The following is a 20,084-nucleotide window of genomic DNA, read 5'->3' on the forward strand; positions in this document are numbered from 1 at the left end:
GGTCCGGCTTTACTAGGACGCGGGGCGAAGCCCATACGTTCCTGGAATCCATGTGTTCCGTTTCTTCACAACGGTCACGGCGGGGCGGCCGGTCTATCCGGTGGGCGCTAATGCATTTTCTCGGCGGGCGGGACTGATTCCTGCCTGCCCCCGGATCCGAGGACGCGGCGCTTCCGCGGGGGCGCGCGCCGTTCCTCGATGCTGCCAGGGGGCAACACAAGTGGAAGGCTTGGGGGAAGCCAGAATGCTGGGGACGACGACGCCTGACGGGCGGTCACAGGACGGTACGACGGTCGCGATTGTCGGCCTTGGCTACACGGGGCTGCCGCTGGCCGTCGCGTTCGCCGAGGCCGGCTTACGGACCATCGGCTACGACATCGACGAGGAACGGGTCCGGTCTCTCGCCGCGTTCTCCTCCTACCTTCCGGACGTCGCCGACGCCCAGCTGCTCGCGGTGAGCGACCACCTCGGCGTGACATCGCGTGCCGAAATGCTGGACGCGGCGGACACTTTTGTCATCTGTGTACCCACGCCGACGACCGATAAGGGAAAAGCGGATCTTCGTCATGTGAATGCCGCCGCTGACGTGGTGTCCGGATATGTGCACGAGAACTCCCTCGTCGTCCTGCAATCGACGGTCCCGCCCGGCACGACTTCGGCGCTCGCGGACCGGATCGGAGAACGCACGGGGCTCACGCCGGGGCGCGAATTCCATGTGGCGATGGCGCCGGAGCGCATCAATCCGGCTTCCGGTGGAAAGTGGACCCTGCGCAACACTCCGCGGGTGATAGGGGGTTTGACCTCGGAATGCACGCGCCGTGCTGCACTGCTGTTCGGGCGTATCACCGATTCCGTCTTCCCGGTCGGCACAGCCGAGACGGCGGAGGTGGCGAAAGCGTTTGAGAACACCTTCCGTCTGGTCAATATCGCACTGACCTACGAACTCGCCGACCTGTGCGACCTCGCCGGGGCGTCCGCCCGCGAAGTCATCGAGGCGGCCGCCACCAAGCCGTACGGCTTCCTGGCCCACTGGCCGGGGCCCGGCGTCGGCGGCGAGTGCATCCCCGTCGACCCGCTGTTCCTCAAGGACTACGCCTACTACGGCGGCGTGGCCATGCCCCTGCTCGAAGCCGCGCACCGGCAGGTGCGACAGCGGCCGCAGCGCGTCGTCGACCGACTGGCCGACCTGCTGCGCGCCAAGGGCGGGGACCTCGCGGGCAGCCGGGTCCTGGTCGCCGGCGTCACCTACAAGCCGGGCGTCGCCGACACCCGCAACGCCCCCGGCCTCGACGTCGTCCGCGAACTGCGCAGGCGGTCCGCCAAGCCCCGCTACACCGACCCGTTCCTGCCCGAACTGGTCGTGGACGGCGAGCCCGTGGAGCGGGCCGACTGGATCCGCGAGTCGGTCGCCGCCCACGACTGCGTCGTCCTCGTCACGCCGCACAGGGAGCTCCTCGACCGCCCCCTGTGGTACGCGGCGCCGCTGGTCCTCGACACCTGGCAGACGCTGCCGCGCGGAGACGGGATCCACCACCTGTGAGCGCGTCGCCCGATCCCGACGCGACACTGCGTGCCGCCGCCCGGGAGGCGGCCGCGGGCCGGGACCTCGACGGGGAACTCGCCGAGGTCACCGCCCGTGCCCTCCTCGCCGACGGGGCCGGCGACGCGGCGGCCGCCGCGCTCCTGACCGCGCTCGCCCGCAAGGGGCACGCCGCGGGCGAGGTCGCGGCCCTGGTGCGGGTCGTCCTGGCCGCCGCCCCTCATGTGCCGTGGGACGGCACCGCGACGGCGGACCTGGTGGGAACGGGCGGCGACGGCTCGGGCTCCGTGAACCTGTCCACGCTCGCCGCGCTGGTGGCCGTCGCCGGGGGCGCCACCGTGGCCAAGGCGGGCAACCGGGCCACCACCAGCGCCTGCGGGAGCGCCGACCTCCTGGAGGCACTCGGCGTGCCCATCGCCCCGGGGCCGCTCGGCATCGCCGGGTCCCTGCTGCGGCACCGGTTCGCCTTCATCCACACGCCCGCGCTGCACACGGCCGTCGGGCGCTGGACGCGCCTGCGCAGGCGCCTCGGCATCCGGACCCTTTTCAACCTCTCGGGCCCCCTGTCGAACCCCGTCGCCGACGGCCCCCGCCTGATCGGCGTCGCGGACCCGCGTGAGCAGGACGTGCTCGCCGAGGCGGCCCACCTGCTCGGGCACCGCCGCACCTGGGTCGTGCGCGGCGGCGAGGGCCTGGACGAGGTCAGCACCGCGTGCCCCACCCGCGTCCTCGAAGTGACCGGCAGCGGCGTGCGGCCGAGCGTCATCGACCCGGCGGAACTGCCGGTGCGCCCCGCCCGCGTCGCCGACCTGAAGGGCGGGGACACGGCGCGCGCCGCCGCACTCGCCGAAGCCCTCCTTTCCGGCACCGCACCGGACGCCCTGCGCGACGCCGTCGCCGCCAACGCCGGCGTACTCCTGCGGCTCACCGGGCACGCCGCCGACCTCGTGGACGGCGTCGGCAGGGCCCGCGACGCGCTCGCGTCGGGCGCGGCGCTGCGGCTCCTCGACGCCCTGCGCGCGCCGCAACGGCACGGCCCCGCTGTGCACCCCACCCCAACCGACACCGAGGAACCCCTCCATGCATCTCGATGAAATCGTCGCGCGCAAACGCGAGTTCTGGCGCGCGGGCGGCCATCCGGTGCCGACCGGAAGCCGCCGCCGTCCGGCCGTGCCCGGACGCTTCCGCACCGCCCTGCGCAGGCCCGACGTGTCCGTGATCGCCGAGGTGAAGCCGAAGTCACCGTCCAAGGGCGACCTCTGGCCCGCGGAGAAGGCCGTGCCGCTGGCCACGGCGTACGCCGAGGGCGGTGCCCGGGCCGTCTCCGTGCTCGCCGACGAGCCGTTCTTCGGCGGCTCGCCCGCCCTCGTGGCCGAGGTGCGGGCCGCCGTCGAACTCCCCGTCCTGTTCAAGGACTTCGTCGTCGACACCCGGCAGGTCACCCTCGCGCACGCCTGCGGAGCCGACGCCGTCCTCGTGATCGTCCGGTCCCTCGACGACGCCGAGCTCGCCGACATCCTCGGCGCCGCCCGCGACCTCGGCCTCGATGCGCTCGTGGAGACCTTCACCGCCACCGAGATCGACCGCGCCGTGACCGCGGGCGCCGACCTCGTCGGCGTCAACAACCGGGACCTGCGCACCTTCTCCGTGGACCTGGACAACTCCGCCCGACTGCGCGACGGCATCCCCGAGGACGTCGTCACGGTCAGCGAGAGCGGCCTGCGCCACCGCGCCGACGTGACCCGGATCGGTGCGCACGGCTTCGACGCCTGCCTCGTCGGCGAGACCCTGCTGACCAGCGGGTCCCCGGCCGACGCGGTCCGTGACCTGACGGGCGTCCCGGTCCGCCGCACGGCGAGGGAGGCGCGGACGTGAACGGGGCCGAGGGCATGTTCGGGGGCCACGGCGGCCAGTTCGTCGCGGAGACCCTGGTCCGCCCCCTTGAGGAGTTCCGGCAGGCGTACGAGCAGGCCCGCGACGACCCTGCCTTCGTCGCCGAACTCGACGGCCTCCTCGCGGAGTTCGCGGGGCGGCCCACACCGCTGACGCGTTTGCGCAGGCTCGGCACCGCGGACGGCGTGACGCTGTGGCTCAAGCGGGAGGACCTCACGCACACCGGCGCCCACAAGATCAACAATTGTCTGGGGCAGGCGCTCCTCGCCGCCCGGATGGGGTGCAAGCGGATCGTCGCCGAGACCGGCGCCGGACAGCACGGCGTGGCCGTCGCCGCGGTGTGCGCCTACCTCGGCCTCGACTGCGTGGTCTACATGGGCGTCGCGGACGCCCGCAGGCAGGAGCCCAACCTGCGCCGGATGCGGCTGCTCGGCGCCGACGTGCGGCTCGTGGAGACCGGCAGCGCCACCCTCCGGGAGGCCATCAACGCCGCGATCAGGGACTGGCTCGCGCACCCCGGCGACACGCACTACCTCCTCGGCTCCGCCGTCGGCCCGCACCCGTACCCGACGATCGTCGCGCGGTTCCAGTCCGTCATCGGGCGCGAGGCGCGGCGCCAGATCCTGGACGCCGCCGGGCGCCTGCCCGACGCCGTCGTCGCCTGCGTCGGCGGTGGCAGCAACTCCATCGGCACGTTCCGCGCGTTCCTCCACGACCCCGTCCGGCTCGTCGGCGCGCAGGCCGCGGGCGACGGCACCGGCCACGCCGGACGGCACGCGGCACCGCTGCTGCGCGGCACCCCCGGCGTGCTCCAGGGCACCCGCACCTACCTGCTCCAGGACGACCACGGCCAGATCCTCGACACCCACTCCATCGCGCCCGGCCTCGACTACCCCGCGGCGGGCCCCGAACACGCCCAGCTCAAGGACGCGGGCCGGGTCGAGTACGTGGGCGTGGACGACGACGAGGCCCTGGACGCCTTCGCCGCCCTCAGCAAGGAGGAGGGCATCATCCCCGCCCTGGAGTCCGCGCACGGCCTGGCCGCGGCGCTCCGCCTGGCACCCGAACTCCCGGACGGCGCCCACGTGGTGGTGACGCTGTCCGGGCGCGGGGACAAGGACCTCGCCACCGCCGTCGCGGCCCTGGACACGCGGGCGGACACCGCACCGGACGCGTACATGGTGTCCGCCGCCGGAGCGCACGCGTCCCGTACAGAGCCGGGAGACGACCGCCCATGACCCGTATCGCCGAGGCCTTCGACGCCGCCGCCGAGCGCGGCGAGACCGCCCTGGTCGCCTACCTGACCGCCGGGTACCCCACGCCGGACGACACCGTCCCGCTCATCCACGCCGCCGCCGACGCCGGAGCCGACGTCGTCGAACTCGGCGTCCCCTTCACCGATCCGATGGGCGACGGCCCCGTGATCCAGGAGTCCAGCCGCGTCGCCCTCGCCCAGGGCACCACGATCGGCACCGTCCTGCAGCTGGTGGCCCGGGCCCGGCAGGACGGGGTCACCGTGCCGATCGTCCTGATGGGCTACTACAACCCCTTCCTGCACTACGGCCTTGAGCAGCTGGTCAAGGACGCCGCGGGCGCCGGGGCCGACGGGTTCGTCGTCCCCGACCTGCCCCCGCACATGGCCGACGAGCTGCGCGCTCACGCCGGGCCCGCCGGGCTCGCGACGGTGTTCTTCGCCGCCCCCGGCAGCGCGGACGAGCGGATCCGGTACACCGCCGAGTGCTCCACGGGATTCCTCTACTGCCTGGCCGCCGAGGGCGTGACCGGCGAGCGCGCCGAGCTCGACCCGCGGCTCACCGACTTCCTCGGCCGGGTCAAGGCCCGCGCCCGGGTGCCGCTCGCGGTGGGCTTCGGCATCTCCACACCCGCCCACGTACGCGCCCTGCGCGGGCACGCCGACGGCGTGATCGTGGGCAGCGCCCTGCTGCGCCGCATCGGCGCCGCGCCGGACGCGGCCGGGCGCGTCGCCGCCACCCGCGAGCTGATCGCGGAGCTGAAGGAGGCCGCACGGTGAGCGACACCGCCCGGGAGCTCCCCGGGGAACACATACCGGTCATCGTGGGATACGGCCGCGCAGGCCGCGAGCTGCACCACCACTGTCTGCGCGGGATCACCGGGGGCGACGGACCGCGGGTCCTCGCGGTCGACCCCCGACGTCCTGACCGACTCCCCGCGCACACCCGGTGGTTCCCCACCCTCGACGAGGCTCTCGCCGAGGTCGACCCCGCCCGCGCGGTGGCCCACGTCACCACCCCGGCCGCCGCCCACGAGGCGCTGGTACGCCGCCTCGCCGACCGCGGGCTGCGCCGGATCGTGGTGGAGAAGCCCCTGGCGGACTCGGTGGCCGGGGCCCGCCGCATCGCCGCGGTCGCGCGCACCGGAGTCCAGGTCCTGCCCGTCGGCGTCTGGCCCTCCAGCACCGTGACCGAGCGCGTCCGCGCCTGCGTCGCCGACGGCGGCATCGGCACGCCCGTCGCCCTCCACATGGAGCAGAGCAAACCGCGCTTCCGGCGCGCCCTCATGGACAGCCACACGTCCGCCCTCCAGGTCGAGCTGCCCCACCAAGTGCTGCTCGCCCTGCATCTGCTCGGCCCGGCGGTCGGCCTGGAGGAGGCCGAACTGTGGGGGATGCCGCGGCCGACGGGCGACCCCCTGCCCGGCATGGGCGGCGGACGGCTCACCCTGCGCCACGCCTCGGGAGCCACCAGCACGCTCGTCTCGGACCTCACCTCACCCGTCCGCGTACGCACCCTGACCCTGACCGGCACCATCGGGCGGATCGTGGCGCACTACCCCGTGTCCGACGCCGACGACGTCGGACAGCTCCATCTGCCCCGGCGCGCGGGCCGGGTGCTCGTCCACGACGCGCCGCTGACCCAGTTCCTCGCCGCGGCCTACCGCTGGTTCGCCGACGAGGGACCGCCGCCGCCCGGCAGCCTCGACGACCACCTGCAGACCGTGGAGCTGCTCGCCTCCGCCGCGCGGCGCACCGGATCCGCGCCGGCCACCGAGGGCACCGGACCCCCACAGGTCGAGGCCGCCACCGAGGGCACCGGCCCCGCATCGACCGACGAGGTGATGACCCCGTGCTGAACCAGCCCGCCCTGAAGGACACCCTGGTGACACAGCAGCCGACCCGCGCCCCCGCCGCCCCCGCCTCTGCCTCCGCCGACGACGGCCCCCGGGTGCCCTTCTTCTCCGGAGCGGCCTCGATCCGCCGCGACTGGCCGCGCCTCGAACCACGCCTGCGCGCCATCGCCGCCACGGGCCGGTTCACCTCGGGAGAGGAAGTCGCCCGCCTCGAAGACGAGTTGTGCGCCTACACCGGCGCGGGGCACGTCGCCCTGGTGGGCAGCGGCACCGACGCCCTGACACTGATGCTGCGGGCCACCGGCATCGGCCCCGGCGACGAGGTCATCGTGCCCGCGTACTCGTTCTTCGCCACGGCGTCCTCGGTGCTGCACGCCGGTGCCGAGCCCGTCATGGTCGACGTCCTGCCCGACTCGTACGCCCTCGACCCGGAGCGGGCCGCGCGGGCGATCACCCCGGCCACCAAGGCGATCATGCCGGTGCACCTCTTCCACCAGACCGCCGACATGGCGCCCCTGTGCGAACTGGCCGAGGACCGCGGGCTCCTGCTCGTCGAGGACAGCGCCGAGGCCATCGGGATGCGCGTCGACGGGCGGCACGCCGGTCTGTTCGGCACCGCGGGCGTCCTGTCGTTCTTCCCCACGAAGACGCTCGGCGCCCTCGGTGACGCCGGTGCCGTCCTCACCGACGACGGCGAGCTCGACGCGCGCGTCCGGCGGCTGCGCGTGCACGGCCAGAGCGCGGACGGCTCGTACGAGCATCTGGAGCTGGGCTGGAACAGCAGGGCGGACGAGGTCCAGGCCGCCGTCCTGCGCACCCGCCTCGAGCACCTGGACGAGGACATCGCGCGCCGGGCCGAGCTCGCCGCCCGGTACGACAAGGAGCTGAGCGGCCTGGCGCCGTTCCTGCGGACACCCCGCCAGGCGCCCGCCCGGCGGCCCAGCAATCTCGTCTGGTACGTGTACCTCATCGAGACGGACCGGCGCGACGCACTGGTCGCGCACCTCGCCCGGCACGGCGTGGAGACGGAGGTCTACTACCCGCGGCCGCTGCCCGAACAGCCCTGCCTGGCAGGACGGCGCGGGGCCCGGCACCCCGTCCCCGTGGCCACGGCCGCGAGCCGCCGGGCCGTGGCGCTCCCGCTCTACCCCGACCTCACGGAGGAACAGGTGGCGTACGTCTGCTCGGTGATCCGCGCGTTCCCCAAGGACGGAGGCGGACGATGACCGTACAGGTGCCCTTCGCCGCGTTCGACCAGCGGTTCGCCGACTGGGCCGACGCGCTCGTGGACTCCGTCGCCGAGGTCGCCGCCGCCGACGAGTTCATCCTCAAGTCCCGCGTGGCGTCCCTGGAGTCCGCGATCGCGGAGCGGGCCGGAGTCCGGCACGCGATCGCCTGTGCCAACGGCACGGGGGCGCTGACGCTGATCCTGACCGCCCTCGGAGTCGGACCCGGGGACGAAGTCGTCACGCCCGCCTTCTCGTTCATCTCGTCGGCCAGCGCCATCGCCCTTGCCGGGGCGCGGCCCGTCTTCGCCGACGTCACACCGGACTCGATGGCGCTCGCGCCGGAGGCCGCCGCGGGCGCCCTGACCTCCCGGACGAAGGCGCTGCTTCCGGCCCACCTGTTCTGCTACACCGCCCCGATGGCGGCCCTGCGGGACCTCGCGGAGCGGGAGGGCCTGCACCTGGTGGAGGACAGTGCGGTCACCCTGGGCGGCACGGTGGACGGCCGGGCCACCGGCAGTTGGGGCGCCGCCGGGGTGTTCTCCTTCTTCCCCGCCAAGCCCCTCGGCGGCTGCGGCGACGCGGGCATGGTCGTCACCGACGACGACGCGCTCGCCGCGGCGTGCCGGGCGCTGCGCAACCACGGCCAGGTCGAGCGGTTCCGGCACGACCTGCTCGGCTTCAACTGCCGCATGGACGAGGTCATCGCCGCGTTCCTGCTGCGCCGCCTCGCCGACTTCGACCAGCAGACCGCCGCCCGCAGGGCGCTCGCCGAGCGCTACAGCTCCCGCCTGCGCGCCCTCGGCCCCGCGGTCGTCGTGCCGCCGGACGGCCATACGGGCCGCGCCGTGTACACGTACGTCGTCCGGGCTGCCGAGCGCGACGCGCTGCGGGACTTCCTCGCCCGGCGCGGCATCGAGACGGTGGCGTCCTACCCGACGCCGCTGCACCTCCAGCCGGTCTTCGCGCACCTCGGGCACGGCCCCGGGGACTTCCCCCACGCCGAGCGCCTGGCCCGCGAGTGCCTCGCGCTGCCCCTGTATCCGGAGCTCCCACTGGAGGTGGCCGACCGCGTGGCGGACGCGGTCGCGGACTTCGCGGGGGCGGGGGCGTGAGCGGGATGCGGGACGCCGAGGAGAAGCCGGACGCCGAGGGGAAGCAGGACGCGGAGGGGAAGCAGGACGCGGAGGGGAAGCCGGACGCCGACGGCATCCGGCTCTGCGGAATCGGCGACGAGGCCGCCGTCGGCCTCGAAGGCCAGCTGCGCATCCACGCCGACCTCGGCATGACCGGGATCGAGCTGCGCACCGTGGACGGCCGCGGCGCCCACCAGTGGAGCGCCTCCGAGGCCGAGCGGATCGCCGCGGCCGTCGCCGACGCCGGGCTCGCCGTGCCCGTCCTCGACACCCCCATCGGCAGCTGGGCCGTCACCGTCGCCGACGACTTCGACCACGAACTCAAGATCCTCCGCCGCGCGGCGGCGCACGCGGCGCTCCTCGGCTGCGACCGGCTGCGGGTGATGTCCTACCCCAACGACGGCAGACCCGACGCGCTGTGGCGCGCGGCGGCGCTGCACCGGATGCGGGAGCTGAACCGGCGGGCCCGGGACGCGGGCGTGACCCTGCTGCACGAGAACTGCCACGGCTGGGCCTCCCAGAGCGCCGCGCACACCCTGGAGCTGCTCCAGGAGGTCGACGGCGTCCGCCTGGTCTTCGACGTCGGCAACGGCCTCGCGTACGGGTACGAGGCGCCCGCCTTCCTGGCCGACGTGCTGCCGTACGTGGACCACGTGCACATCAAGGACGGCACCCGCGGGGACGGTGCATCCGACGGCGCATCCGACGGTGCGTCGGACGGCGCGGCGGGGCCGGTCTTCGGGCTCCCGGGGGACGGCGACGCCGAGGTCGCCACCTGCCTGCGCATGCTCCGGGACGGCGGCTACCGCGGCTGGTACAGCCTCGAACCGCATGTGGCGCACATCCCGCACCTGAACGTGAGCGGCGACCCGGCCCGCCTGGAAGCGGGGTACCGCGCGTGCGCGGAACGCTTCGCGGCGCTGGCGCGGGCGGAGTGGGCGCGGCCGAGGCCGGAGGCGGCCCATGGCTGAGCGCGCCGCACACCCCGCCGAGCCCGTCGCCTCCCTCACCGAGCCCGTGCGCCTGTCCGCCGACGACCTGGAGTGGCTGCTCGCCCTCATGGACGTACCGAGCGTCTCGCCCCTGGAAGGCGGTGACCCCGCAGCGGCAGCCGCCGCCCAGCGCGTCGTCGCGCAGGGCGCCACGGCGCGGGGATTCTCCATCCGCCGCATGAGCCACCCGTCCGTGGAGCACCTCACGGACACCGTCACACCGCTGCCCGTGCTGCGGGCCGCCGCCGACCCCGCGTTCCTGGAGGGCCAGCCCTCCCTGGTGCTCGGCATCGGCCGGCCCGCGGCGGAGAGCCACCGCGTCGTCCTCAACTTCCATGTGGACACGGTCGGGCCGCACGTCCCGCCGCGCCTGGACGGCCGGGTGCTGCGCGGGCGCGGCGCCGTGGACGACAAGGGCCCCGGCGTGGCCGCCGCGGTCGGCGTCGCGGCCGCGTACGCCGCCGCGCCGTGGCTGCGGGACACCGTGGAGGTGCAGCTGGCCGCCGTGCCCGGCGAGGAGGGCGGCGCCATGGGGGTGTACGGGACCCGCTGGCTGGTGGAGTCCGGCGTCACCGGACGTCTGATGCTCTTCGCCGAGCCGACCGGGCTCAGGGTCCTGGACGCGTGCAGCGCGACCATGACGCCGGTGCTGCGCGTGACCGGCACCGACACCACGGACGACCACCCGGCGGACGGCCACAACGCCACCCTGGCGCTCGGCTTCCTCGCCTGCCACCTGGGCCGCGAACTCGACCGCGCGGCCCGGGACTCGGGCGCCAAGGTGTGCGTCGCCGGAGTCCGCACCGGCACCGCGCACAACCGCGTGTACGGCTCCGGCGAACTCCTGTTGAACATCGCCTACTTCGACACCGCGACCGGTCAGCGCCTGGCCGCGGAGGTGGAACGCCTGACCGCCGAGGCGGGCAAGCGGTTCGCCGACCGCTTCGCGGGCACCGCCGTCGCCGGGCGCGTCGCCGCCGACTGGGACCGCGTCGTCGGCCTGGAGTGGCGCAAGCGCGGCCTGCCCGCCCTCGCCAACCGCGACGCCGCGATGGAGGCGCTGCTCGCCGCGTGCGGGCTGCCCCGGCACGACGGCGTCGCCGACGGCACCGCGTTCACCTGCGACGCCATCTGGGCGGCGGCGCCCGGCCGCTACGTGGCGGTGTGCGGCCCGGGCAGCCTCGACGGCAACGGCGCGCACACCCCGCACGAGCACGTCGCCCTCGACGACCTCGACGCCTACGCGACCCGGGTCCGTGACCTGGTCCTGCGGTTCGGCAGGCACGTGGGAACAGCGGACACGTAAGAACACACGATCAGTGAGCAGTGAGCAGTGAGCAGTGAGCAGTGAGCAGTGAGAAAGGAAACGGGGGAACAGCTGATGGTGATGCATCTGGCGGTGCACCGGCACCGCGATCTCGCGCGGGCCCTGCTGACCGCGGCGGGCCTGCCCGACGAGGCGGCGGGGACCGCGGCCGACGTGGTCTGCTACGCCGACCGGCACGGCTATCCCACGCACGGCCTCAAGGCCCTGGTGAACATGTACGTCCCGTGGCTGCGCGGCGGTCGCGTCGACGCGGCCGCACGGCCCCGCGTGGTCGCGGGCACCGGCGCGGTGACCGTCCTCGACGGCGCCCACGGGCTCGGCGTGGTCGTGATGACGCGGGCCACCGACCTGGCGGCGGACACCGCACGGCGCCTCGGCGTCGGCGTCGTGGCGGTCCGCCGCAGCTCGCACTTCGGCGCCGCGGGCTTCTACACGCACCGGCTCTCCCAGGCGGGCCTGGCCGGGATCGCCATGACCAACTGCGGCGCGCAGGGGGTCATTCCGCCGCTCGGCGGGGCGCGGCGGCTGCTCGGCACCAACCCGCTGTCCGCCGCGGTGCCCGTCGACGACCGGCCGCCGTTCGTGCTCGACATGAGCACCACCGTGGTGGCGACCGGCCGCGTCAAGGCGGCGCTGCAGGCCGGTGAGGACGTGCCGCAGGGCTGGCTCATCGGCGCCGACGGCTCCGACGTGACCGACCCGAAGGCGTACTTCGAAGGGGAGGCGGACGTGCCGTGGCTGGGCGGCCGCCTGGCGACCGGCGCCGCCAAGGGGTACGGCCTCGGGCTCCTCGTGGACCTGTTGTGCGGGCCGTTCGCGGGCGCCGACTTCGGGCCGCGCGCCGAAGCCCTCACCAGGACCGCACCGGCCGAGGACCGCAACGTCGGACACCTGGTCATCGCCCTGGCCCCGGCCGCCTTCGGCGACCCCGGCGCCATCCTCAAGGACGCGGGGGAGCTCCTCGACACCGTCGCCGCGTGCCCGCCCGCCGCCTACGCGGACGACGTCACCTACCCCGGGGCCCCGGAGGCCGCCCGTGCCGCGGCGGCGGACAAGGAAGGGGTCCCGGTGTCCCTGGAAGTGGCCGAGGCGATCGTGGACCTCGCGACGGAACTCGACGTCCCGGTGCCCCCGGAGCTGCGCTCCGCCGTGGTGGGGGCGGTGCGCCGATGAAACTCGCGATGCTCGGCCTCGGCGCGATCTCGCCGTACTTCCTGCGGGCGATCGAGGCCGACCCGGCGCTCGAACTCACCGGCGTCTGCGACCTGGACGCCGACAAGCTCGCCCCCTTCGCCGACCGGGGGACCGCGTGCTTCACCGACTTCACGGAGCTGCTCGACGCGGGCACGGCGGAGGCCGTCGTCGTCACGCTGCCGAACGACGTCCACGCACCGGCGGTCCTCGCCGCCCTGGAGCGGGGCGTGCACGTCTGCTGCGAGAAGCCGCTCGCCATCGCGTCGGCCGACGCCGACGCGATGGAGACGGCCGCCCGCCGCGCCGGAGCCACCCTCTTCACCGCGTTCCACCGCCGCTACAACACGAACCTGCGCACCCTCGCCCAGCACCTGCCGAGGGACCGGCAGGACATCGTCCGCGTCACCGCCCGCTACCACGAGAACATCGCCGAGCACACCGGCGGCGAGCAGTGGTACCTCGACCCCGCGCGGTGCGGCGGCGGCTGCCTCATCGACAACGGGCCCAACGCGCTCGACGCCGTGCGCCACCTCGTCGGCCCGCTCGCCCTGCGGGACGCCACGCTGGGAGACGTGCGCTCCGGCGCGGAGTTCTACGCGAAGCTCTCCCTGGACGCCGGCGGGGTGCCGGTGGAGGTCGAGCTCGACTGGGCCCTGGACACGGGGGAGATCAAGGACGTCGTGGTCGAGCTGGGCGACGGCCGGACGCTGGCCGCGGACATGCTCGCGGGCTTCGACGGCTTCAAGGCGTCCCTCGACCACGAGTACACGGGAATCCTCGCGCAGTTCCGCAGGGCCGTGGCGGCGGGCCCGCACTGGCACGACCCGGGCCCCGCGCTCGTCCGGCTCGTCGAGGAGGCGTACGCGGTGGGCCGCGCCAAGGAGCTCAGGCTGCGCATGACCGCGAAGGAACCGGTGTCCGCGCGGGTGGTGAAGCTGCTGTTCCACAGCCGGGACGACCGCGGCATGCGCCTGTCGCCGTGGGCGTCGCGCTGCGTCGCGGCCGGTGAGGTCCACGAGCTGGTCACCACCGTGGACCGCCCGCGGAGCCCCGGCGACGAGGTGAACCGCGTGGGCTTCCTCGGGTTCGCGGAGTTCACCGCCGCGACCGTCGTCCAGCGGGGCGACGAGGTCCTGGCGGGCGACCGGTACCTGGGCACGGTCAGCGGCTTCGACGAGTGCCACGCCCCCAACCACTACAACATCCTCATCGACACCGACCGCGTGCTCGGCGCCGCCGACATCGACCTGCGCGTGGGGGATCACATCCACTTCACGGAAGGGCCACAGTAGGAGCGGGAACTCCACCTGATGCCCGGAGAGGGAGCGGCATGAGCGGTACGAGCAGGAACACGGGCGTCCTGTACGGCGTCGCGGCCATGACGGTGGTCGGCAGTTCGGCGGCCGTGCTCGCCGGGATCGCCGACTACCCGACCTTCGGCGGCCAGGCCCTGCGCTACGCCGGGGCCACGCTGGTCCTCCTGGTGATCCTGTGGCTGCGGCGCGTACACCATCTGCGGCTCACCGGGCGGGAGTTCGGCAGGCTGACCCTGCTCGCCGGGACCGGTCTCGCCGGGTTCAACGTCTGCTACGTGGAGGCGGTCCGGCACGGCGACCCCGCCAGCGTCGGCGCGATCATCGGCGGTGTCCCGATCGTCCTCGCCGTCCTCGACCCGCTGCTGCGGCACCGGGCGCCGAGCGTGCGCCTGGTGGCCGCCGCGCTGGTGGTGAGCGGGGGCGTCGCGCTCACGCAGGGGTTCGGCGGCGGCAGCGTCGTGAGTCTGCTGTGGGCGGTCGGCGCGCTTGCGGGCGAGGTCGCGTTCTCGCTGCTCGCCGTGCCGGTCCTGCCGCGGCTCGGGCCGATGCGGGTGTCCGCCTACGCCGCCGCGCTGTCCGTGCCGCTGCTGCTCGTGGCGGCCGCGATCGCCGACGGGGGCGGCGCGCTGCCCCGGCCGACGGCGAAGGAGGCCGTCGCGCTCGCCTATCTGGCGGTGGTGGTCACCGCGCTCGCCTTCGTCATGTGGTACGCCGCCGTGTCCTCGCTCGGCGCGGACCGGGCCGGTCTGTGCGCGGGCCTGGCCCCGGCCAGCGCGGTCCTCGCGGCCTGGCTCCTCGGCACCGGATCCCCGAACGCGGCCGACGTGGCCGGCGCCCTGCTCGTCGGCTGCGGCGTGATCCTCGGCCTGGCTCCCGCCCGCCGCACACCGCCGGACGGGTCGATCCGAACGCCCGATCCCGGATCGACCCGGCCGTCCGCCACGTACTGAGCACGTACCGGCTACCTACCGGCTGGGCAGGCGCTACTTGCTGACGGCGAAGCGCATCAGCGCGTGCTCGTCGCCCTGCTTGATCTTTCCGGTCTCGTTGATCACCTGGAGCTTCCAGCCCCCGCCGTCCCGTATCGCCTTCGCCACGGCGCAGCCGTTGTCGGTGGTGAGCAGGCTCGGCCAGATGTCGGCGACCTGCTGCGAGCTGCCGCCCGTCGCGTCGTACACCTTGAAGCTGATGTTCCGCGCCTTCTGGAAGGAGCTGTGCTTCTTGTACGCGGCGGCGATGAACACGATGGACGTGATGTTGGCGGGGACGCGCTCGAACTCGACGGTCACCGTCTCGTCGTCGCCCGCCCCACGGCCGGTCTGGTTGTCCCCGCTGTGCACCAGCGCGCCGTTGCCCAGCGGGTCGAGGGAGTCGAGTCCGGCGAGGCGCACGGGGTCCGCGCCCTGCATCGCGACGGCGATCAGGTCGAGGTCGGTGCCGGTCTTCTGCCGGAGCTTGCCGATGAGCCCGCCGCTGCTGCCCGCGGTGGGGTCCCAGGACACCCCGATGGACAGATGGGTCACCCCGCCCAGATCCGCCGGGCCGTCTTCCTTCTTGAGCGTGATCATGCGTGGTCCTTTTGGTGGTAAGACTGCTACTCCACACGAATTGTGCCTGGTGCCCTCTTCGCATGATCCACCAGGTCGAACGTACGAAGCGGCAGGTGGGAGCGGTGCCGCGGCGCGGCGGGCGCGGGCGGGGCTCAACTGCCGAGCCCCCACAGCCCCTTGCTCAGCGTGGTGACCCCGCCGGCGAGGGCGAGCAGCAGCACGAGCAGCCGGGCCCGGCCCTCCGGAACGCGCTCCGCGAGGGCCTTCCCGATGACGCCGCCCGCCGCCATCCCGGCGAGGGCGAGGAGCCAGACCGGGGCGCCGAGCCGCGGAACGCCGTTGGACGCGACGGAGAACGCGTTCACCGCGACGCCGTAGAACTGCGCGTTCGGCACGAACTCCCGCACTGTCCAGCCCGCGTTGACCGCGTACAGGGACACCGGAGGGCCGCCCACCCCGGCCGAGGAGTTCATGAACCCGCCCACCGCGCCCGCCACGAGCGCCCCCTTGGCCCCGCGCAGCGCGGCGACCCGCAGGCCCCGCATCACCAGGAGCACCGCCGCGGTCACGAGCAGCCCCATGACGACGAGCAGCACCGGCGCGGGCAGCCGACGGGCGAGCCAGGTCCCGGCGGGCACGGTGCACGCCGCCGCGGCGGTCAACGGCAGCATCGCGGCGAGCCGCACCTGCCGCCAGGTCGCGGCGAGGCCGACCAGGCTGATGGCGCCGGCCCCGCAGTTGGCGAGGACCACGCCGTCGGCGGGGCCGAGCACCAGGACGAGGGCGGGCACCGCCACAAGGGCGAAGCCCATGCCCGTGAGCCACTGCACGGACGCGCCGAGCAGGACGATGCCGCACAGCAGCAGGTCGGCCGCCCACCCGCTCATCACCGGCCGCCCTCAGACGGCGTGACAGGACTCGATCAGGGCCCGCAGCTCGGCGCGCGGTGGATCGGAACGGACGGCGAGGTAGGTGCGCATCTCGGGCGACGGGTTGCGCAGTGGGCGCCAGACCACGCCCGGGACCGGGAGCTGGTCGGCGTGCGGGGCGTAGAAGACCGTCCAGGAGGGCTTGCCGTAGCCGATGGCGGCCAGGGTGTCCTGCGACGTGGTGAACTCGGCGCCGAAGAGCGGCTCGAACCCGGCCTCGCGGCAGGAGCGCGTGACCAGGTCGTACAGCGCCGGATTCCGGGACCGCGCGGAGAGCCGCAGCGGCAGCTCGGCGAGGTCGCGGAGGTCGACGGCGGCGCGCACGGCGAGTTCGTGGCGCGCGGGCAGGGCGACCAGCAGCGGGTCGAGCCACAGCGGGAGCAGTTCCAGCTCCGGTTCGGCGCGCTCGCCGCGCAGGAGCGTCGCGTCCAGGTCGCCGGACCGTACGCGCCGCAGGCGGTCGTCGGTGGTGCCGGTGAGCAGTTCGAGCTGGGCGTGCGGGGCGAGCCGGGCGAACTCGGCGAGGACGGTGTCCAGGCGCGCGCCGAGGCCGGAGCTCGTGCCGAGCCGCAGCGTGGCGGCCCGCTCGGTGCGGACGTCCGCGACGGCGGCCCGCGCACGGGCGAGCGCGGCGATGACCTCCCTGGCGTGCGGGAGCAGCCGCTGGCCCGCCTCGGTCAGGCGCACGGTGCGCGTCGAGCGCTCGAACAGATCGGCGCCCAACTCCCGCTCCAGCTTCCGCAGTTGCTGGCTGACCGCCGACTGCACGATGTGCAGGCGCTCGGCGGCCCGCCCGAAGTGCAGCTCCTCGGCCACCGTCAGGAAGTACCGCAGCTGTCGTATCTCCACGCTCACGCGCCCCGCCCGCCCCGTTCCTCGACCAGCTGATTGATCACTGTTCGCGATGAGTGTAGGCGCGGATCGGCCGTTGGCCGACGGCGGTGATCGCGATTGGCTGCTCCTGCGTGAACGACACCCGGGCCCCGACACCTGGGCGACCGACGCCTCCACGACCGACGAAGGGACAGCGCGCCATGCCGTACATCGACATCAACGACACCACGCTCTACTACGAGGACTCGGCGGGCCCCGGCCCGTCGCTGCTGTTCCTGCACGGCGCGGCCGTGAGCGGGCGGGTCTGGGGAGGTCAGCTGCCCGCGTTCGTCGGGGACCACCGGGTGGTGACGGTCGACTGGCGCGGCTGCGGCCGCTCCGGCCGCCCCGTCGAGGGCAACACGCTCGACGGCCTCGTCGCCGACTTCGTGGCGTTGATCGACGCCCTCGGCCTGGACCGGCCCGTCGTCGTCGGCTCGTCGATGGGCGCCAGCATCGCCACCGAGCTGGGCGCGCGGCACCCGGACCGGGTCGCGGGCGTGGTCAGCGTCGACGGGCCCGCGTACTGGCCCGGCCAGGGCATGGGCATCGCGGAGCTGAAGGAGAGCATGGTGCGGGACCGTGCGGGCACGGTCGCCGCGTGGGTGCCCCGTTGGTTCGCGCCGGGCACCTCCCGGGCCCTGATCGACTGGACGGTCCGGCAGATCCTCGACTCGGGCGTCTACATCGACGAGCTCTGGTTCACCGGCTCCGTCGCCTACGACCCGCGCCCCGTCCTGCCCGGCCTGCGTGTGCCGATCCACTACATCCACGGGGAGCTCGACACCGAGATCCCCCTGGACGTGCCGCGCGCCTGCGCCGCGCTCACGCCCGGCGCCGAGGTGAGCGTCATCGCGGGCTCCGGCCACGTACCGCACCAGGAGCGGCCCGTGGAGTTCAACGCCGCCCTGCGCGCGGCGCTCGCCCGGATGCTGCCCGCCACCCGGAAGGCCTGACGACCATGCCCACGACCACCGCACGCATCACCGGCGGCGAGGCCGTCGTCTCCTACGACGTCACCGGGACCGGGCCCGGCCTGGTCCTCGTGCACGGCACCGGAACCACCCGCGAGCAGTGGCTGCCGCTCACGGAGGCCGTCGCCGACCGGTTCACCGTGGTGGCGCCCGACTACTCGGGCTCGGGCGGCACCACCGACCACGGCGGACCGCTCGGCGTCGCCGACCTCGCCGCCGAGGTCGTCGCGGCCGCGGACCACGCCGGTCTCGACCGCTTCCACCTGGTCGGCCACTCCCTCGGCGCGGCCGTCGCGGCCCACCTCGCGGCGGTGCACGCCGACCGGGTCCGCTCCCTCGTCCTGCACGCGGGCTGGGTCCGCACCGACGCCCGCATGGAAGCCGAATTCCGGTACTGGCTCCAGCTGGTGCGCGCCGACGCCGAGCACGGCACCGCCCTGTTCGCGCGGATGCTGCCGCTGATGGCCTTCGGGCCCCGCCACTGGGAGCGCACCGACGCCACCGCCAACGAGGAGCTGATCCGCGCCCTCGCCCCGGCCGTCGCGCCGGGCACCGCGCGCCAGATCGAGACCGACCTCACGGTGGACCTGCGCCCGCTCCTCGGCCGGATCGCCGCGCCGACCCTGGTGCTCGCCAGCACCCACGACCGGCTCGTCGGCGCCGGGCAGCAGCGGGCGCTGGTCGAGGCCATCGCGCGGGCGCGGTACGCGGAGATCGACACGGGACATGCGGCGCCCGCCGAGGACTCGGACGCCTTCGTGGCGCGGGTCGCGGGGTTCCTGGACGAGTGCGACAAGGGAGATGACGAGCACGGCACAGACGAGTACGGCATAAGCGATGAGGTTGGCTGAATTTTGCTTATGTCGGATCTGTCCGGTTAAAGTGCTCGCCTTGTGAGCGCGGGCCCGGGTGCCCGGTACGGGGGTCAACGCGGACGCGGCAACGGAGCGGACGCACCCGTCTGCTTCGCCCCCCCGAGACCAGGAGTACCCAGCGCCATGCCCGCACCCCAGGCTGACGCACGCCGCCGACAGCGGCGCCGTCGGCGGCTCGGCATGTCCGCCGCCGCGGCCGGAGTGGCCGCCGTGCTCCTCTGGGCGGTGTGGGGCACGGTCAGCCCCGCCACGACCGCGTCCGCCGACGACGTCGACGGCCCCGGTCGCACCGCGGCCACCGCGCCGGAGCGCCCGGCGCCGCCGTACGCCGTGCTGCGGGCCGCCGTCGAGTCCGCGTACGCCACCGCGCTGCCCCGCCCCCAGGGCCGGATCGCCCTCGGTATCCGGGACGTGTCCACGGGAGCCGTCGCCACCGTGGGCGACACCGGCTTCCGGTTCCACACGGCGAGCGTCGTCAAGTCGCACATCCTCGCCGCGCTGCTCCTGAAGTCCCAGGACGAGCGGCGCCCGCTGACCGCGCGCGAGCAGGACCTGGTGACCCCGATGATCCGGGAGAGCGCGAACGAACCCGCCACTGCGCTGTGGCCGCTGGTCGGCGGCAGCACCGGCATGGCCGCCGCCTACCAGCGCCTCGGCATGACGGACACCACCCCCGGTGAGGGCGGATTCTGGGGCCTGACCACGACGACGGTCGGCGACCAGCTGCGGCTCCTCGACGTGCTGCACCGCGAGGACTCGCCGCTGTCCCGCGCCTCCCGCGACTACCAGCTGAACCTGATGAGCACGCTCGACAAGGAGCAGATCGAGGGCGGCGTGCACACCATCGCCGACCCGGGCACCGTCTACCCGGCCAAGGACGGCTGGCTGCCCCGCAGCCACAACGGCCTGTGGATCATCAACAGCATCGGCCGCGTCCAGGTCGAGGGCCGCCTCCTCGACGTCGTCGCCCTCTCCCAGGACCAGCCGTCGCAGACCGCGGGGGTCGACCAGGTGCAGACGGTTCTGCGCCGGGTCGCTCCCGCGGCGGTGCGGGCCCTGAACGAGCGGTAGCGGCAGCGCCCGGCCGGGGGCTGGCGTTCAGATCTTGGCGCGGAGGATGTCGATGTTGCCGTGCCGGGTGCGGGCGCGGA

The 20,084-nt window shown here is 74.3% G+C and carries 19 protein-coding genes; 16 read left to right on the top strand and 3 right to left on the bottom strand.

What is annotated here, in order from left to right; all coding sequences use genetic code 11:
• Positions 1 to 244 precede the first annotated feature (244 nt).
• From ACFWZ5_RS30680 to ACFWZ5_RS30740, 13 genes are all read left to right on the top strand, one after another.
• On the top strand, positions 245 to 1,540 hold the full coding sequence (locus ACFWZ5_RS30680) for a nucleotide sugar dehydrogenase (protein WP_384795537.1): 1,296 nt from the start codon (positions 245 to 247) through the stop codon (positions 1,538 to 1,540).
• The gene (gene trpD / locus ACFWZ5_RS30685; RefSeq protein WP_384795539.1) at positions 1,537 to 2,634 is read left to right on the top strand and encodes an anthranilate phosphoribosyltransferase; all 1,098 of its coding nucleotides are present in this window, start codon (positions 1,537 to 1,539) and stop codon (positions 2,632 to 2,634) included. The genes ACFWZ5_RS30680 and trpD overlap by 4 nt, the downstream gene beginning before the upstream one ends.
• Positions 2,621 to 3,415, top strand: coding sequence for an indole-3-glycerol-phosphate synthase (locus ACFWZ5_RS30690; protein ID WP_384795541.1), 795 nt, complete (start codon positions 2,621 to 2,623; stop codon positions 3,413 to 3,415). Before trpD ends, ACFWZ5_RS30690 begins: the two co-directional genes overlap by 14 nt.
• A gap of 14 nt (positions 3,416 to 3,429) precedes the next feature.
• Positions 3,430 to 4,671, top strand: coding sequence for a tryptophan synthase subunit beta (trpB, locus tag ACFWZ5_RS30695; protein ID WP_384795572.1), 1,242 nt, complete (start codon positions 3,430 to 3,432; stop codon positions 4,669 to 4,671).
• Positions 4,668 to 5,465: a tryptophan synthase subunit alpha gene (gene trpA / locus ACFWZ5_RS30700; protein WP_384795543.1), complete on the top strand. Its 798-nt coding sequence runs from the start codon at positions 4,668 to 4,670 to the stop codon at positions 5,463 to 5,465. The genes trpB and trpA overlap by 4 nt, the downstream gene beginning before the upstream one ends.
• Complete coding sequence (locus ACFWZ5_RS30705; RefSeq protein WP_384795545.1) at positions 5,462 to 6,544, top strand: Gfo/Idh/MocA family protein; 1,083 nt, start codon at positions 5,462 to 5,464, stop codon at positions 6,542 to 6,544. The genes trpA and ACFWZ5_RS30705 overlap by 4 nt, the downstream gene beginning before the upstream one ends.
• Positions 6,538 to 7,767: a DegT/DnrJ/EryC1/StrS family aminotransferase gene (locus tag ACFWZ5_RS30710; RefSeq protein WP_384795547.1), complete on the top strand. Its 1,230-nt coding sequence runs from the start codon at positions 6,538 to 6,540 to the stop codon at positions 7,765 to 7,767. Before ACFWZ5_RS30705 ends, ACFWZ5_RS30710 begins: the two co-directional genes overlap by 7 nt.
• Positions 7,764 to 8,882 carry a DegT/DnrJ/EryC1/StrS family aminotransferase gene (locus ACFWZ5_RS30715; protein WP_384795549.1) on the top strand — a complete coding sequence of 373 codons (1,119 nt, stop codon included), beginning with the start codon at positions 7,764 to 7,766 and terminating at the stop codon, positions 8,880 to 8,882. The genes ACFWZ5_RS30710 and ACFWZ5_RS30715 overlap by 4 nt, the downstream gene beginning before the upstream one ends.
• 5 nt (positions 8,883 to 8,887) lie before the next feature.
• The gene (locus ACFWZ5_RS30720; protein WP_384795574.1) at positions 8,888 to 9,874 is read left to right on the top strand and encodes a sugar phosphate isomerase/epimerase family protein; all 987 of its coding nucleotides are present in this window, start codon (positions 8,888 to 8,890) and stop codon (positions 9,872 to 9,874) included.
• Positions 9,867 to 11,201 carry a M20/M25/M40 family metallo-hydrolase gene (locus ACFWZ5_RS30725; protein ID WP_384795551.1) on the top strand — a complete coding sequence of 445 codons (1,335 nt, stop codon included), beginning with the start codon at positions 9,867 to 9,869 and terminating at the stop codon, positions 11,199 to 11,201. The genes ACFWZ5_RS30720 and ACFWZ5_RS30725 overlap by 8 nt, the downstream gene beginning before the upstream one ends.
• 75 nt (positions 11,202 to 11,276) lie before the next feature.
• Positions 11,277 to 12,395 (top strand): Ldh family oxidoreductase, encoded by a 1,119-nt coding sequence (locus tag ACFWZ5_RS30730; RefSeq protein ID WP_384795553.1) that lies wholly within the window; start codon positions 11,277 to 11,279, stop codon positions 12,393 to 12,395.
• A complete protein-coding gene (locus tag ACFWZ5_RS30735) occupies positions 12,392 to 13,708 on the top strand; it encodes a Gfo/Idh/MocA family protein (RefSeq protein WP_384795555.1) in 1,317 nt (438 codons plus the stop codon). The genes ACFWZ5_RS30730 and ACFWZ5_RS30735 overlap by 4 nt, the downstream gene beginning before the upstream one ends.
• 38 nt (positions 13,709 to 13,746) lie before the next feature.
• Entirely contained in the window at positions 13,747 to 14,682 is a 936-nt protein-coding gene (locus tag ACFWZ5_RS30740) for a DMT family transporter (RefSeq protein WP_384795557.1), read from the top strand.
• 33 nt (positions 14,683 to 14,715) lie between these two features.
• Here the strand turns inward: ACFWZ5_RS30740 and ACFWZ5_RS30745 are convergent, their stop codons facing one another.
• From ACFWZ5_RS30745 to ACFWZ5_RS30755, 3 genes are all read right to left on the bottom strand, one after another.
• Positions 14,716 to 15,300, bottom strand: coding sequence for a TerD family protein (locus ACFWZ5_RS30745; RefSeq protein WP_384795560.1), 585 nt, complete (start codon positions 15,298 to 15,300; stop codon positions 14,716 to 14,718).
• Between the two features lie 134 nt (positions 15,301 to 15,434).
• Complete coding sequence (locus ACFWZ5_RS30750) at positions 15,435 to 16,169, bottom strand: TSUP family transporter (protein ID WP_384795562.1); 735 nt, start codon at positions 16,167 to 16,169, stop codon at positions 15,435 to 15,437.
• A gap of 12 nt (positions 16,170 to 16,181) precedes the next feature.
• Entirely contained in the window at positions 16,182 to 17,060 is an 879-nt protein-coding gene (locus ACFWZ5_RS30755) for a LysR substrate-binding domain-containing protein (RefSeq protein ID WP_384795564.1), read from the bottom strand.
• 185 nt (positions 17,061 to 17,245) lie between these two features.
• Between ACFWZ5_RS30755 and ACFWZ5_RS30760 the strand changes: the two genes are divergently transcribed.
• From ACFWZ5_RS30760 to ACFWZ5_RS30770, 3 genes are all read left to right on the top strand, one after another.
• Positions 17,246 to 18,040 carry an alpha/beta fold hydrolase gene (locus ACFWZ5_RS30760; protein WP_384795566.1) on the top strand — a complete coding sequence of 265 codons (795 nt, stop codon included), beginning with the start codon at positions 17,246 to 17,248 and terminating at the stop codon, positions 18,038 to 18,040.
• 5 nt (positions 18,041 to 18,045) lie between these two features.
• Positions 18,046 to 18,909, top strand: a complete 864-nt coding sequence (locus ACFWZ5_RS30765) for an alpha/beta fold hydrolase (protein ID WP_384795568.1) — start codon at positions 18,046 to 18,048, stop codon at positions 18,907 to 18,909.
• A 147-nt stretch (positions 18,910 to 19,056) separates the two neighbouring features.
• Positions 19,057 to 20,004, top strand: coding sequence for a serine hydrolase (locus ACFWZ5_RS30770; RefSeq protein ID WP_384795570.1), 948 nt, complete (start codon positions 19,057 to 19,059; stop codon positions 20,002 to 20,004).
• Positions 20,005 to 20,084 lie beyond the last annotated feature (80 nt).

Source organism: Streptomyces sp. NPDC059003 (genome assembly GCF_042740445.1).
Classification (GTDB): domain Bacteria; phylum Actinomycetota; class Actinomycetes; order Streptomycetales; family Streptomycetaceae; genus Streptomyces.

Excerpts from the sequence above, each read along its gene's own strand:
- ACFWZ5_RS30690 (WP_384795541.1), top strand. The coding sequence starts at position 2,621 with ATGCATCTCGATGAAATCGTCGCGCGCAAACGCGAGTTCTGGCGCGCG.
- ACFWZ5_RS30745 (WP_384795560.1), bottom strand. The coding sequence starts at position 15,300 with ATGATCACGCTCAAGAAGGAAGACGGCCCGGCGGATCTGGGCGGGGTG.
- ACFWZ5_RS30725 (WP_384795551.1), top strand. The coding sequence starts at position 9,867 with ATGGCTGAGCGCGCCGCACACCCCGCCGAGCCCGTCGCCTCCCTCACC.
- ACFWZ5_RS30730 (WP_384795553.1), top strand. The coding sequence starts at position 11,277 with ATGGTGATGCATCTGGCGGTGCACCGGCACCGCGATCTCGCGCGGGCC.
- ACFWZ5_RS30770 (WP_384795570.1), top strand. The coding sequence starts at position 19,057 with ATGCCCGCACCCCAGGCTGACGCACGCCGCCGACAGCGGCGCCGTCGG.
- ACFWZ5_RS30735 (WP_384795555.1), top strand. The coding sequence starts at position 12,392 with ATGAAACTCGCGATGCTCGGCCTCGGCGCGATCTCGCCGTACTTCCTG.
- ACFWZ5_RS30680 (WP_384795537.1), top strand. The coding sequence starts at position 245 with ATGCTGGGGACGACGACGCCTGACGGGCGGTCACAGGACGGTACGACG.
- ACFWZ5_RS30720 (WP_384795574.1), top strand. The coding sequence starts at position 8,888 with ATGCGGGACGCCGAGGAGAAGCCGGACGCCGAGGGGAAGCAGGACGCG.
- ACFWZ5_RS30750 (WP_384795562.1), bottom strand. The coding sequence starts at position 16,169 with ATGAGCGGGTGGGCGGCCGACCTGCTGCTGTGCGGCATCGTCCTGCTC.
- trpA (WP_384795543.1), top strand. The coding sequence starts at position 4,668 with ATGACCCGTATCGCCGAGGCCTTCGACGCCGCCGCCGAGCGCGGCGAG.
- ACFWZ5_RS30760 (WP_384795566.1), top strand. The coding sequence starts at position 17,246 with ATGCCGTACATCGACATCAACGACACCACGCTCTACTACGAGGACTCG.
- ACFWZ5_RS30715 (WP_384795549.1), top strand. The coding sequence starts at position 7,764 with ATGACCGTACAGGTGCCCTTCGCCGCGTTCGACCAGCGGTTCGCCGAC.
- ACFWZ5_RS30765 (WP_384795568.1), top strand. The coding sequence starts at position 18,046 with ATGCCCACGACCACCGCACGCATCACCGGCGGCGAGGCCGTCGTCTCC.
- trpB (WP_384795572.1), top strand. The coding sequence starts at position 3,430 with ATGTTCGGGGGCCACGGCGGCCAGTTCGTCGCGGAGACCCTGGTCCGC.
- ACFWZ5_RS30740 (WP_384795557.1), top strand. The coding sequence starts at position 13,747 with ATGAGCGGTACGAGCAGGAACACGGGCGTCCTGTACGGCGTCGCGGCC.